12 protein-coding genes and 1 pseudogene are annotated in these 12,855 nt (G+C 59.9%); 6 read left to right on the top strand and 7 right to left on the bottom strand.

Annotation, left to right across the window (positions count from 1 at the left end; translation table 11 throughout):
• Position 1 precedes the first annotated feature (1 nt).
• From IVB05_RS27135 to IVB05_RS27155, 5 genes are all read left to right on the top strand, one after another.
• Positions 2 to 463 (top strand): tripartite tricarboxylate transporter TctB family protein, encoded by a 462-nt coding sequence (locus IVB05_RS27135; protein ID WP_247779033.1) that lies wholly within the window; start codon positions 2 to 4, stop codon positions 461 to 463.
• 12 nt (positions 464 to 475) lie between these two features.
• A complete protein-coding gene (locus IVB05_RS27140) occupies positions 476 to 1,981 on the top strand; it encodes a tripartite tricarboxylate transporter permease (protein ID WP_247779034.1) in 1,506 nt (501 codons plus the stop codon).
• Between the two features lie 35 nt (positions 1,982 to 2,016).
• Entirely contained in the window at positions 2,017 to 2,517 is a 501-nt protein-coding gene (locus tag IVB05_RS27145; RefSeq protein WP_247779035.1) for an ester cyclase, read from the top strand.
• Positions 2,518 to 2,951: 434 nt separating this feature from the next.
• Positions 2,952 to 4,400 (top strand): PLP-dependent aminotransferase family protein, encoded by a 1,449-nt coding sequence (locus IVB05_RS27150; protein WP_247779036.1) that lies wholly within the window; start codon positions 2,952 to 2,954, stop codon positions 4,398 to 4,400.
• Between the two features lie 83 nt (positions 4,401 to 4,483).
• Positions 4,484 to 5,113, top strand: coding sequence for an FMN-binding negative transcriptional regulator (locus tag IVB05_RS27155; RefSeq protein WP_247779037.1), 630 nt, complete (start codon positions 4,484 to 4,486; stop codon positions 5,111 to 5,113).
• A 229-nt stretch (positions 5,114 to 5,342) separates the two neighbouring features.
• Here IVB05_RS27155 and IVB05_RS27160 read toward each other — a convergent pair whose 3' ends face one another.
• The 5 genes from IVB05_RS27160 to IVB05_RS27180 form a co-directional block, all read right to left on the bottom strand.
• Positions 5,343 to 5,978, bottom strand: coding sequence for a 2-hydroxychromene-2-carboxylate isomerase (locus IVB05_RS27160; protein WP_247779038.1), 636 nt, complete (start codon positions 5,976 to 5,978; stop codon positions 5,343 to 5,345).
• Positions 5,975 to 7,327 (bottom strand): MFS transporter, encoded by a 1,353-nt coding sequence (locus IVB05_RS27165; RefSeq protein WP_247779039.1) that lies wholly within the window; start codon positions 7,325 to 7,327, stop codon positions 5,975 to 5,977. Before IVB05_RS27165 ends, IVB05_RS27160 begins: the two co-directional genes overlap by 4 nt.
• Positions 7,328 to 7,443: 116 nt before the next feature.
• On the bottom strand, positions 7,444 to 8,208 hold the full coding sequence (locus IVB05_RS27170) for an aldolase (protein WP_247779040.1): 765 nt from the start codon (positions 8,206 to 8,208) through the stop codon (positions 7,444 to 7,446).
• Between the two features lie 145 nt (positions 8,209 to 8,353).
• The gene (locus tag IVB05_RS27175) at positions 8,354 to 9,226 is read right to left on the bottom strand and encodes a LysR family transcriptional regulator (RefSeq protein WP_247779041.1); all 873 of its coding nucleotides are present in this window, start codon (positions 9,224 to 9,226) and stop codon (positions 8,354 to 8,356) included.
• A gap of 135 nt (positions 9,227 to 9,361) precedes the next feature.
• Positions 9,362 to 10,363, bottom strand: coding sequence for an amino acid ABC transporter substrate-binding protein (locus IVB05_RS27180; RefSeq protein WP_247779042.1), 1,002 nt, complete (start codon positions 10,361 to 10,363; stop codon positions 9,362 to 9,364).
• A gap of 194 nt (positions 10,364 to 10,557) precedes the next feature.
• Here IVB05_RS27180 and IVB05_RS27185 point away from each other — a divergent pair, with 194 nt between their 5' ends.
• A complete protein-coding gene (locus IVB05_RS27185) occupies positions 10,558 to 11,775 on the top strand; it encodes an aminotransferase class I/II-fold pyridoxal phosphate-dependent enzyme (protein WP_247779043.1) in 1,218 nt (405 codons plus the stop codon).
• Between the two features lie 134 nt (positions 11,776 to 11,909).
• On the opposite strand, the gene IVB05_RS27190 is transcribed toward IVB05_RS27185, so the two are convergent.
• Positions 11,910 to 12,509 (bottom strand): XRE family transcriptional regulator, encoded by a 600-nt coding sequence (locus IVB05_RS27190; RefSeq protein WP_247779044.1) that lies wholly within the window; start codon positions 12,507 to 12,509, stop codon positions 11,910 to 11,912.
• 189 nt (positions 12,510 to 12,698) lie between these two features.
• A pseudogene (locus IVB05_RS27195) lies at positions 12,699 to 12,853 on the bottom strand (aldehyde dehydrogenase family protein); the annotation flags it as partial.
• Positions 12,854 to 12,855 lie beyond the last annotated feature (2 nt).

Raw genomic sequence — 12,855 nt, forward strand, 5'->3', positions numbered from 1 at the left:
GATGCGGCTCAGCGTTCGCAATCCGGCAGACTTCTGGTCCGGACTCCTCTTTCTCACGTGCGCCCACGCATTTCTATGGATAGCCCGCAACTACGATTTCGGATCCCCGCTACGCATGGGCCCCAGCTTCTTTCCTGTGGTCCTTTCTGTAGTACTGGCCATGATCGGCCTGATTGCTCTGCTGCGTTCGGTCGCCATCGCCGGCGAACCAATTGGAGGCTTCGCGGTCAAGGGACTTCTCCTCGTCACTCTCGGGACGGTTCTCTTTGCTGCGCTGATGGAAAGGGCCGGCGTCGTAATCGCCGTGTCCGCAATCACGCTCGTCAGCGCCTACGCGAGCGTAAAATTCACCTGGACGCAGGGCGTCGTCATGGCCGTGTTGCTTTCCGCGTTCTGCGCGCTGGTATTCATTTACGGGCTCGGAGTTCCGATGCCGATCCTCGGCAGCTGGTTCGTGGGCTAGGAAGAGCATTCGATGGACATCCTCTCCAATCTCGTACTCGGATTTCAGACGGCAGGCACTCCCCTCAATCTCGGTTACTGCCTGGCAGGCGTATTCCTCGGAACCTTGATCGGAGTGCTTCCTGGACTGGGCCCCGTCGCGACGATTGCCATGCTGCTGCCCGCGACGTTCGGTCTACCACCCGTCACCGCGCTCATCATGCTTTCGGGCATTTACTACGGGGCGCAATATGGCGGGTCGACCACGGCGATCCTCATCAATCTACCCGGCGAGTCGTCCTCCGTGATAACAGCGCTGGATGGTTACGCGATGGCTCGCAAAGGGCGCGCCGGTGTGGCACTCGCGACAGCAGCGATCGGTTCGTTCTTCGCCGGAACGGTCGCAACCCTCCTGCTCGCGCTTGCGGCACCGCCGCTGGCGCAGGTCGCGCTCAAATTCGGTCCACCGGAGTACTTTTCCCTGATGGTATTGGGCCTGAGCGCGTCCGTCGTACTGGCGCATGGATCGCTCTTGAGGGCACTAGGCATGATCGTGCTCGGCCTCCTTCTCGGCGTGGTCGGCACCGACGCCAACTCGGCCGCGCAACGCTTTACCTTCAATATCCCCGAACTCGCCGACGGGATCGGCTTCGTCACGGTAGCCATGGGTCTGTTCGGCGTCGGAGAGATCATCCGTAACCTCGAGAACGAGAGCGACAGATCTGTCTTCGTCAGCAAGGTAAGCAACCTCATGCCCAGCCGTGAGGACTGGAAGAGGATGGTGGGCCCGATCCTTCGTGGAACGGTGCTCGGCTCCGCCCTTGGTATCCTACCGGGCGGAGGGGCCATGTTGTCGTCCTTCGCCGCCTATTCCGTCGAGAAGAGGATCTCGCGGCGATCCTCTGAATTTGGTAAGGGAGCCATCGAGGGCGTTGCGGCTCCGGAATCCGCGAACAATGCCGGGGCCCAGACCTCGTTCATCCCTATGCTCACCTTAGGCATCCCTTCGAACCCGGTCATGGCGCTTATGATCGGCGCCCTGATCATCCAAGGCATACAGCCCGGCCCGGCGGTGATGACTCAACAACCCGCCCTATTCTGGGGTCTGATCGCATCCATGTGGATCGGAAACTTCTTCCTCATCCTGCTCAACCTTCCCCTGGTCGGGATGTGGGCGAAGATGCTGACGATCCCGTACCATATTCTCTTTCCCGGCATCATGGTGTTCTGCGCCATCGGCGTGTTCAGCCTGAACAACGCGTCGTTCGACGTCTACCTCATGGCGCTGTTTGGCGTCCTCGGTTACGTGTTCGCGAAATTGAAGTGCGAGCCCGCTCCCATGCTACTCGGCTTTATCCTGGGACCCATGATGGAGGAGAACCTGCGAAGGTCGCTTACGCTATCCCGCGGCGATCCTCTCATATTCCTGCGAAGCCCGATCAGCGTGACCATGTTGATCATCGCGCTCTTAGCGCTGCTGCTAGTGCTTCTGCCGACCTTTCGGAAGACCCGCGAAGAAGCTTTCGTGGAGGAAGATTGACGGATTCGCGAACTATTTCAAGCAGGGAGGGTCGAATGATCGCTGCACCGCCGGGACTTGAACCCGCGATGGAATTGGATTGCAACAACCTGAGCCAGCAGAAGGAGATGGTTCGTCGGTTCTACAAGGACATGTGGGATCATGCGAACGTCGGCCTGATTCCGGAGATTTTTCATCCGGATTTCACTTTCCGCGGGTCGCTCGGCCCCGTTCTCGTTGGCCATTCGAAATTCGCCGATTACGTCCGATGGGTTACCGACTCGCTTGAACACTACACGTCAGATATTCTCGATCTCATCGAGGACGGCAATCGCGTCTCCGGAAAGCTGCGGTTCCATGGCATCCACCGGAAGTCTCTCTTTGGGCGACCGCCCACCGGGCAGCACGTTTGGTGGTATGGCGCTCCCATCTTCATTTTCCGCGACGGCAGGGTCGAAGATCTTTGGGTCCTTGGAGATATCCATGGGTTGATCGAACGGCTCGATCAGAGCACGAATGCACCGCCGGAGTTCAACGCAACTCGCGCGCCCCGTTGAATGGGTCGAAGGCGCGCCGGTGCGATGCCCTGTCCGACATGGCGCGACGGATGCTGTGTTCGTACGCTGTCATGACGTTTATCTTTCTAGCGCCATGACTGCTATGTTCGATCTGATGACGTGCCAACCAGAACCCAAGCGGGCGGCCTAAGACAGTCGCTCCCCTTCATCGGGACGACCTCGGCCGGATAGCAATCGACCTCCTGCAGAACGACATGCCCCTTCTCAAATAGTCCATCTACTGGGCGTTTCCTTGTCGTTCCTACAGACCGAGAACGAGATCGAACCGCAGCTGGGTCTGCCTATCTGACAACGGTTGGCGGCTTCGAGAACTTGGCTTCCGACACGAACGGCCGCACACTGGCCTTGGGTAATCAATCTTCGGATTCTGGATGGTCGATATGAAGAACCCCCATGGACGCCGGAGCAGGCGGATGGGAGCACGTCAGATCTACGAAACGCTCAGAGACCAGATCATGGCGCGGGTCTACGGTACCGACGGCCTACTGCCGTCATCCCGGGCGCTCGCTGACGAACTGGGCGTGTCGCGCTCGACCGTCACGGTCGCCTACGAACAACTCGCCGCGGAAGGCTTCATCGAAATACGCCACGGCGCGCGGCCCCGGGTCGCCAGCGCCGTCGTCGACCGGGGGCGGAATCGCGCCACCTCCCGACCGTCGACGCGCAACGCGCGCCTATCGAAGTTCGGCGGCCGACTGCGAGAGGGCCCGCCCGGTTGGACCGAGCCGCCTCGCGCCCTCGTCGCGAACTTCCGGTATGGCGACCTTGCGCCGTCGGACTTCCCCCTGCTCGCCTGGAAGAAGGCCATGGTCGCCGCGATGACCCGCAAGGTTGACCGGCTTGCCTACGCCGATCCCTGCGGGTCGCTGCGGCTCCGGTCGGCGCTCCAGGGCTATCTGTGGCGATCGCGAAGCGTGCGATGCGACGTCGACCAGATCGTCGTGGTGAATGGATCGCAGCAGGGTCTCGACATCTGCGCGCGGTTGATACTCGACGCCGGCGACCGCTTCGTCATGGAGGATCCCGGCTACCTGATGGCGAGGTACACCTTTGCGGCGACTGGCGCGGTCGCGGTGCCGATCCCGGTCGACGCGGACGGTCTCGATACGGAGAGGCTCGCCACGGTCGAGGCTCGCCTCGCCTACGTGACGCCGTCGCATCAATATCCGCTGGGGGGCGTCCTCCCGATCGGGCGCCGCCACCAGTTGCTCGCTTGGGCCAGGAAGTGCGACGCCTACGTGATCGAGGACGACTACGACAGCGAGTACAGATACGACACGAAGCCGGTCCCACCGCTGCACGCTCTCGAAGACAGCGACAACGTCGTTTATCTCGGGACAGTCTCCAAGACGCTCTCGCCGACGCTGAGGATCGGCTACCTGGTGGTGCCCCCCGGACTACGGTCGATGTTCGCTGCGGCCAAGCAGATCATGGATCGACACACGCCGCTGGCGGAGCAGGACGCCCTCGCTTCCATGCTGGAGAGCGGCACGTACGATAGCCACGTCAAGCGCGTCCGCCGGCGCAACGCCGAGCGCCAGCAGGCTCTGCTCGACGCCTTGGGCCGCAGGTTCGGCGACCGGGTCCGGATCGACGGCACGGCGGCCGGCCTGCACATCGTGGCGTGGTTCGACGATCTACCGCAGGAGCGCGAAGAGGCGCTGATCCGGATGGCGTGGTCGAAGGGCGTCGGCGTCTACCCCGTCTCCTCACTCTTCGATCGGCTGCGGACGGGTCGCCGTCCGCAGCCGGCGACCGTTGGGCTCGTCATGGGCTATGCGGCACTGGAGCCGGCGCTAATCGAGCGCGGCTGCAAGCTGCTCGCCCAAGCCGTCGACGAGCTCGCCGTCCGGCGGGAATGACTGGACTGGCAAAATTTGCGTGAACTGGCAGTTTTATGCATACCAGATTTGGGCTATCTCCGGATCGAGAACGGAGATCCACAATGTACATCCCCCTTGCCTTCAAGGACGACGACATCGAGAGCATCCGGGCGACCATCCGTGGCGCCCGCCTGGCAACTCTAGTGACGGCCACCGCCGAAGGTCCGATCGCGACGCCCCTGCCGCTTTTCCTCGACGAGAGCGAAGGTGAGCACGGCGTGCTGTACGGACATCTGGCGAAGGCCAATCCTCAGTGGCGCCTGCCAACGACCGGAGACGCGTTGGTGATCTTCATGGGGCCGGAAGCCTACGTGACGCCGTCTTGGTACGCGACCAAGCAGGAGACCGGAAAGGTCGTGCCGACCTGGAACTACGTCGCAGTGCACGCCTACGGGCCGGTCGAATTCTTCCAGGAGCCCGAACGCTTGCTCGATGCGGTGACGCGCCTGACGAACAAGCACGAAGGGTCGCGCGCGAAGCCGTGGGCCGTTAGCGACGCCCCGGCCGATTTCATTGCCGCGCAATTGCGTGGGATCGTTGGCCTGCGCATTCCGGTCACCAGGTTCGAAAGCAAGCGCAAGATGAGCCAGAACCGGCCGGAGGCGGACCGCGTCGGAGTCGTGGTGGGACTTGCGTCGAGCGAGAACCCGCAGGACCGAGAGGTCGCTCCACTCATCCCGCATCCCGCCTGACGAGGGTCCGAACGGCGGGGCCGGGCGGTAATATTGGTGGCCCCAGAGTCAAACCAATTGGAGAGACGGCGCACTTCGCGGACAAAAAGGAGCCCGGCAGGGTTAAGTGCCGGGCACAAGTTTGTGAGGACTCAAGTAGAGTCCTCTAGGTCCGGCCAGGGAGGGCCGAAATCGAAACTGTCAGATCAGAAGAAGCTTGCCACCCCCTCGTCCAGAAGCCACAGCTGATTCACCGATCGCGATTGTTGACGCGATCCGCATTCGCGGCTGCGCCCGCGATCGTGTCTTCGAGCATACTCAGACGATCCTGCCCCCAGAACAATTCATTGTTGAAGACGTAGGACGGCGAACCGAACACTCCGGCCTTCACAGCCTCATCCGTGAATCGACGGTACTGAATTTCTATTTCGGGCGCCTCGGCCGCAGTCAGTAACCCGTCCGCATCCAGCCCCTGTTCAAGCAGAATGCGCCTCAGCTCTGCGAGGTCTGAGATGTCGCGCTCCTCACACCACTCCGCGTGCAGGATCGCCTTGTAGAGCGATCCCACACCCAAGCCCATGCGATCGGCGGCTATAACGATCCGCGAAGCCATGTCGGCGTTGGGGCACATGAATTTTGGTGTCGGATTTACGTTGGTGCCTAGTTTCTTGCACCAACGCTTAAGTTCCACGATCCGGTATGCTTGACGTTCAGGAGCACGATTACCCAGCAACTGACCGCCCGTGCGGCGGTAAACGTCGGGAAGGTCGACCGGAAAATAACGGATGCGCACCCGATGTTTAGTCGCGATCTGTTCGAGCCTGTCGGCTCCAAGATAGGCCCAGTCGGAGTTCATCCAGAAATAGTAGTCAATACTATTGCTCATGGCGCCGCATCCGCAGTGAGGGAGGTAGCGCCACTCGCGTTGCTCGGGACACCTTGCCGAGCAGACACTGCTGCCCCACGCATACGCCACGCGCAGAGGAAGGCGATGGCCGCTAACGCTGTGAGATACCACACGACGTGCTTCGGATCTCCGCCATTGCGAGCCAGAAGCCACGTGGCGACTATCGGCGCAAGACCGCCGCCTAGTGCACCGGATACCCGCACAGCCAGGGAGATGCCGGTGTAGCGCACTTTCGGCGGAAACTGCGACGAGAACAGCGACCCCTCAGGCCCGTACAGGCAACCATAGACCAAGCCGATAGCCATGATCATCGCAACATTGACCCAGAACGCTTCCCTGCTTCCGAGAAAGCTAAAGAAGATGGGAGCGGCGATCATGATGCCCACCGTGCCAATCATGAAGACGGACTTGGGGCCGATACGGTCGCCGAGCAAGCCTAACAGCGGCATGGTGAAAAGTGCAGCCGTGGCGCCCCAGATGGTCGCGTCCAGGATCACTGTCCGCGGGATGCCCAGCGTGCCCACTGCATAAGCGAGAGAAAAACTAGTGACGGTATAGAACCAAGTCACCTCGGCGAACCGCGCTCCGATCGCCAACAGAACTTCACGCGGATGATTCCGGCAGACTTCCGCGATCGGCACCTCAACATGTTCGCCTTTCTCCTTCACTCTTTCGAAGTCGGGAGATTCGGCGACTTTAACTCGAATAAACCAGCCGACCGCCAAGAGGACGACGCTGGCAAGAAACGGCAGCCGCCATCCCCAGCTCAGCATGTCCTTCTCGGGAAGCGTCGCCACCATGCTCATCGCCAAGGACGACAGAATGAGGCCGGGAGCGACGCCCGCCTGCGGCAGGCTGCCGAACAAGCCTTTCTTGCCTTCGGGCGCATGTTCGACGGCCATGAGGACCGCACCACCCCACTCGCCGCCAACCGCTACGCCTTGCAGAAACCTCATCGTTACCAGCAGGACTGCCGCCCAGTAACCGATGCTCTCGTAGGATGGAATGAGTCCAATCGCCATGGTCGGCACGCCCATCAAGAATAATGTGATGAGCAGCATTGATTTTCGTCCGATCCGGTCGCCGAAATGGCCGAAGACAATCCCACCCAAGGGACGTGCAAAAAAGCCCACGGAATAGGTCGCGAATGCTGCCAGCGTTCCCGCAACCGGGTCAAAACTCGGGAAGAATATCTTGTTGAAGATGAGTGCGGCCGCGGTGCCGTACAGAAAAAAATCATACCATTCGATGGTCGTACCCATCATGCTGGCAAGCCCAGCTACCACGTAGTGACGTCGCCCCTTCGCCGGCCCCTCGACGGATTTCATGTTCGTCTTCCCTCCTGTTGGATGAGTTCCAGGGCTCTGCTCGGCGAGCATCCCCCTCCCCGTTCGTTCGCGGAGACCGTGCGACGCAGGGCCTCCGCGCCAGCGTTACTTTGCGATCATGCCCGCCAAGCGGTTTGCCGGCACCAATAGTCAAACGTCGCTTTGATAATGGAAGGCTTCAACAGATAGTCGTGTGCTTCCTTCGCCAGCGCATCGTCGACAGGCGTCAACGGGCCGAAAGCCTGTGCGCGTATCTGCATACGGGCCGCTCGCTCGAGATAGACCGAAAGATAAGTCGCCTCTTCGATCGAAGCGCCGGCCGTCAGGTATCCGTGATGAGCCAGGATGATCGCGCGCTTGCCACCGAGCGCTTGCGAGATGAGGACCCCTTCGTGATCAGCGATCGGAACACCAGGCCACTCGCCGAAGAAAGCGCAGTCATCGTGGAGCGGCGTCATGTCCATTTGCGCAATGACTAGCGGCTGACGCGCTGCCGCCAGCGCAGACGCCCATGGCGAATGGATGTGGATCAGCGATTTTACGTCCGGCCTGGCGTCGTAAACCCAAAGATGAAAGCGCGTAGCGGGGTTTGCCATACCCTCGCCAGTCAACGTGTTGAGATCTCTGTCGACTTCAATGAAGTCCTCAGGCGTCGCCTCGTCGAAGCCCAGCCCGAACCGCAGGGTCCAGTACGCATTCGGACGTTCGGAACGAAAGCTGATTTGGCCTGCGAGCCCTGCCTCCTGACCAGTCATTGCCAATATCCGGCAGGCATACGCTAGTGTCTCCTTGTCGCTGCGTTTCTCGCCCTTGAGATGCTCCGCCATTTCCCGCGTGGCGCGGTCGTCGAAGTATTCCTTTGCCCGCAGCTCCACGTTCATCGGTGTTCTCCTGCATGATTGGGCGGGAGGCTTGACGATCCCGCGTCGAACCGAAACTATGTCGAGGAGGAAGTGCGCGTGCCATGAACTGCCGGTCATATCTGAGATGAGCCGGGTTTCGCCGCACTGCGGCAGTCGGCACGCCTTATCGGACCATGGCGAGCGCGATCTTTAGGAGTTCCTGCACTAACGGGGGAGAATGCTTTTGGTCGCGTACGATGGCGATGACGCGACGACGCAACCTCGGTCGAAGGATCCTCAGCTTCTTCAGACCATAGTCGACGAGCAATTTGTCCGGAATTCGGGTCGGAAGCACGCAAGCGCCGACGCCGGAAGACACCAGCTTGAGCATCGCATCGATTGTCTCTGCCTCCGCGGCGAACTCCAGGGCGAGTCCGTTGCTCTGCAGCATCTTCCGCAAGACATAGTGGGGTGGGAATCCGACAAGTTTGTTTCGCAACGCCGCAAGATCGATGTCGTCGGGCAGAGGGCTGTCCCCTCGTGCGATCACGCACATCTCGTCTTCGAACAACGGAGTGGCCTGAAACTCTCCGCAGTCGACGGCCGAATCGTATACGAAACCGATATCGGCCTTTCCGCTTTCGACTAGCCCAACAACCTCCGGAGAACTTCGGCTTATGAGCGAAAGATTCACGCTCTCCCTCTGTATCGTGAACTCCGCCACCACGTCCGACATGAAGTAGTAGCTCAACGTATGAATCACTGCGATTCTGATGTGCCCTTGCGTCACACATTCTCTATCGCGCACCGACTCGAGCGCCTCATCTATGTTCGCGTAGGCCGCCTTGGCTACTTCGAAGAGCTTCTCTCCGACTCGAGTTAATTCGACGCCCCTTCCCGTGCGAGAAAACAATGGCTTGCCAAGATACGTTTCAAGCGAAGCAAGCTGACGGCTTATGCCTGATTGAGTAACATCGAGCGCATCCGCCGCGCGCGACAAGGATTTGAGCTCCGCTATCTTCACAAATTGCCGCAGTTGTCGATCGGTATTTTCCATGCCTGATTCAGTCTCGCCAAATACCCCGTCGACCACGCAACCGCAGGACGAGGCCCGAGGCCGCACTACGCGGAACGCTTTTCCCAACGAGTCTTCCTACCGGCAAGCAGGCTCCAGACCCTGCCGTACGAGCAGTCACCGGATCGGCGGAGCGTACTGTAACCCGCCCTTGCTCCATTGCGCATTTAGGCCCCGTGCAATTTTCAGCGGGGTCGACGGCCCCAGATTCCGATCGAATACCTCGCCATAGTTACCGACCTGACGGACAATCCGAGCCACCCAATCGGCGGTAAGACCAAGGGACTGGCCACCATTGTTATCGATGCCGAGCACGCGCCGGACTTCCGGTCGATCGGAACGCGCCATTTCATCCACATTTGCCTTAGTAATGTTCAGTTCTTCCGCGGTGAGCATTGCGAAGTGCGTCCATTTGACGATGTCTAGCCACTGGTCATCCCCATGGCGAACCACTGGACCGAGCGGCTCCTTGGAGATGATCTCTGGCAAAACGACCTGATCATCTGGCCTTTGCAATTTGCCCCGGTAGGCGTTGAGTGCTGAGGCGTCCGCCGTCAAAACGTCACAACGCCCTGCATCATATGCCTTGAGGGCCTCGTCGCCAGTTCCGAATACGACCGGCTCGTACTTCATCTTGTTGGCACGGAAATAGTCGGAAAGGTTCATCTCGGTCGTGGTCCCGGCACCAACACATATCGAAGCATCCGACAGCTCGGCGAGGGATTTTACGTTCAGCGACTTCCTGACCATGAAGCCCTGGCCATCGAAATAGGTCACCACGGAGAAATTGAAGCCAAGCGAGGCGTCGCGCTGCAACGTCCAAGTCGTATTGCGCGCCAAGACATCGATGAGGCCCGACTGCAGGGCGGTGAAGCGATCGGTTGGCGAAAGCGGCAACATACGCACCTTCGTTGGATGGTCGAAGATGGCTGCCGCAATCGCCCGGCAGAAATCGACGTCGAGCCCAGTCCAATGGCCCGCGCTGTCGGGCGAGGAGAAGCCGGGAACTCCCTGGGAAACCCCGCACTCAAGGTGCCCCCTCGCCTTCACTTTCTCCAATGTTGTGGCCGGCGTTTGGGCAACCGCGAGACGTTCCCCAGGCACGAGAAACACCGCCAAAATCGCACCGAGCCGCAAAACTCCGGTAACCCGTCGCCTGACTCCCCTATGCATTGGCGATCCTCTGGCATAACTTATTTCTGTTGGACAACTTGTTGTCCGATAGGCAAAGCTAGATCAAGCCGAACTACGATGCAAGCGCCCTGGCTCCTTTCCGTGAAGCGGAGGAGCCGCCGCTATAGGAGATCTTTTGAATGGCAGCTTCCGAAGGAACGCAGAAGGTCGCGACATCATCGCAACTCGGTTTCGCAACGCGGGCGATTCACCACGGATATGATCCAGCCGATCATCATGGCGCGGTGTCCCCACCGGTCTATTTCACGTCGACGTACGCCTTCTCGAACGTTGCCGATAACGATGTGGCCGCGGCACTCGGGGGCAAGCTTTACGCCCGGGAACATAATCCGACGACGGAGTTGTTGGAGGCCCGCCTAGCGAATCTGGAAGGAGCCGAGGCTGGGCTGGTGTTGGCCTCCGGAATGGCCGCTGTCGGAGCGCTGATGCTCTCTCTACTGTCACAGGGCGATGAGCTGATCGTACACCGGACGCTGTATTCCAACACGACCGCGATGACCGAACAGGGATTGCCGCGTTTCGGCATCAACGTTGTTCCGGTCGACCTCAACGATCCAACCAATCTAGATGCTGTGGTAACGCCTCGCAGCCGGGCAGTCTATTTCGAAACACCAGTGAATCCGACGGGGGACGTCCTCGATATCGCGGCCATCGCAGCACGTGCCCACGCGGCGGGTCTTCTCGTGCTCGTGGACGGCACCTTCGCCTCTCCGGCTTTGCAACACCCCCTGCTGCATGGCGCGGACATCGTGCTGCATTCGCTGACCAAGTACATCAACGGCCATGGCGACCTCCTCGGCGGCGCTCTCTTGGGAAACGTCGAGCTGATCGCCAAGATACACAGCCAAGGCCTACGCTTTATCACCGGAGCCGCGCTATCTCCGATGGCTTCATCGCTTGTGTTGAGGGGGATCAAGACACTGCCGCTCCGAATGGAGCGCCACGGCTCCAACGCTCTTGCAATCGCGCGCATGCTCGACACGCATCCGGCCGTCGCATGGGTCAACTATCCATTCCTTCCGTCGCATCCAAGGCATGCGATCGCTAGAAGGCAGATGTCGAACGGATCCGGGATGATGTCGTTTGGTTTGCGCGGAGGTTTCGAGGCGGCCAGGCGTATGCTGGATAATCTCAAGATCATCACACTCGCCGTCAGTCTTGGCGACGTCGAAACGCTTATCATGCATCCTGCAAGCATCATTCGCGCACGAAAAACTGTACGGCCTGAGACGCATCTGCAGAGCGGCGTCGGAGACGATCTCATCCGTCTCTCTGTGGGGCTTGAGGACGAAGCTGACCTCCTGCACGACTTGAAACAATCGCTCGACCGGCTCTAGGCAGCATCTCCTTCCCGTGAGTCGCCCCTTATCATATGGGCGAGAAACGCACTCATTCACTGCGTCGGCACCGAACCGTCGAGATCGGCTCGAAAGGATACGGGCAATGCCCGCCAAAGCGCGACAAGCAGCGCTCAATCCCTACTTATGACAATAAGCACATTGGCGTTCGCGCTGATACGCCGAACGTGGTGAACGAGGTGCCCAGGAAACTGGAGATAGTCGCCCGTCGACATTGCTATGCTTCGGTCCACGAACTTGACTTCAATGCGCCCGGAAATCACGTAAAGCATCTCCTCGCCGGCATGCTCTGCGTGCGTCGCCTCGCTGAACTGGCGAGGCGGAAGCATGAGGAAAGCTTCATTCCGTCGGTCGCTTCCTGCCGGCGATAGCGGTATAAAAGAATACCCGTGTACAGGACCTTCTTCGGGCTTGTGGCTCGCCATGCGAACAAGGTGAATATCGGAATCGACGATCTGCTCGCCGAATAGACGTCCAACGGGAATATCCAGCGCGCGAGACAACTTGATGACGGTAGCAATCGACGGCGCCTTGGCGTCCTTCTCGATACGGGACAAAAATCCCTTATTGAGCCCTGTCGCCTTGGCAAGATCATCGAGGGTCATGTTCTTTTGCCGGCGGCACGCCCGCAAACGAGCGCCTATGCGCCCTACGTTCCCCATATTGGGCTTATCAAGGGTTGATGTTGCCAGTCGACTGGTCTTCTTAGTCATCACCTATCGCACCGTCCTTCTTCGCGAGGATTCTGACAGGGTGATTACACCGAGCGCATAATCACTCCCGGCCGCTCGGCCGGCGAGAGACGACCCTATTTGGACAACCGGTTGTCTTGTTGGCAACAAATGACTTTCACGGGCTATTTGTCAAGGCTGGCCCCGGGCCTTTGATTGTTTTTGGTGACAGAGTTTTTCTCCGATCAGCCGGCGCGTTTCGGGATAGAGTTCGGAGGTTTTGAGAAGGACGGTATTGGCGCAAGCCAGTGGGGTGGCCACCGCGCGGATCCGAGAATGATCAGAGCGGTCCAGGGCACAACGCCCGAGCATACGCCGGCATGCTCGG

It is taken from the genome of Bradyrhizobium sp. 170 (assembly GCF_023101085.1).
Lineage (GTDB): Bacteria > Pseudomonadota > Alphaproteobacteria > Rhizobiales > Xanthobacteraceae > Bradyrhizobium.

Excerpts from the sequence above, each read along its gene's own strand:
- IVB05_RS27165 (WP_247779039.1), bottom strand. The coding sequence starts at position 7,327 with ATGAAATCCGTCGAGGGGCCGGCGAAGGGGCGACGTCACTACGTGGTA.
- IVB05_RS27190 (WP_247779044.1), bottom strand. The coding sequence starts at position 12,509 with ATGACTAAGAAGACCAGTCGACTGGCAACATCAACCCTTGATAAGCCC.
- IVB05_RS27150 (WP_247779036.1), top strand. The coding sequence starts at position 2,952 with ATGGGAGCACGTCAGATCTACGAAACGCTCAGAGACCAGATCATGGCG.
- IVB05_RS27155 (WP_247779037.1), top strand. The coding sequence starts at position 4,484 with ATGTACATCCCCCTTGCCTTCAAGGACGACGACATCGAGAGCATCCGG.
- IVB05_RS27135 (WP_247779033.1), top strand. The coding sequence starts at position 2 with ATGCGGCTCAGCGTTCGCAATCCGGCAGACTTCTGGTCCGGACTCCTC.
- IVB05_RS27145 (WP_247779035.1), top strand. The coding sequence starts at position 2,017 with ATGATCGCTGCACCGCCGGGACTTGAACCCGCGATGGAATTGGATTGC.
- IVB05_RS27140 (WP_247779034.1), top strand. The coding sequence starts at position 476 with ATGGACATCCTCTCCAATCTCGTACTCGGATTTCAGACGGCAGGCACT.
- IVB05_RS27160 (WP_247779038.1), bottom strand. The coding sequence starts at position 5,978 with ATGAGCAATAGTATTGACTACTATTTCTGGATGAACTCCGACTGGGCC.
- IVB05_RS27185 (WP_247779043.1), top strand. The coding sequence starts at position 10,558 with ATGGCAGCTTCCGAAGGAACGCAGAAGGTCGCGACATCATCGCAACTC.
- IVB05_RS27170 (WP_247779040.1), bottom strand. The coding sequence starts at position 8,208 with ATGAACGTGGAGCTGCGGGCAAAGGAATACTTCGACGACCGCGCCACG.
- IVB05_RS27175 (WP_247779041.1), bottom strand. The coding sequence starts at position 9,226 with ATGGAAAATACCGATCGACAACTGCGGCAATTTGTGAAGATAGCGGAG.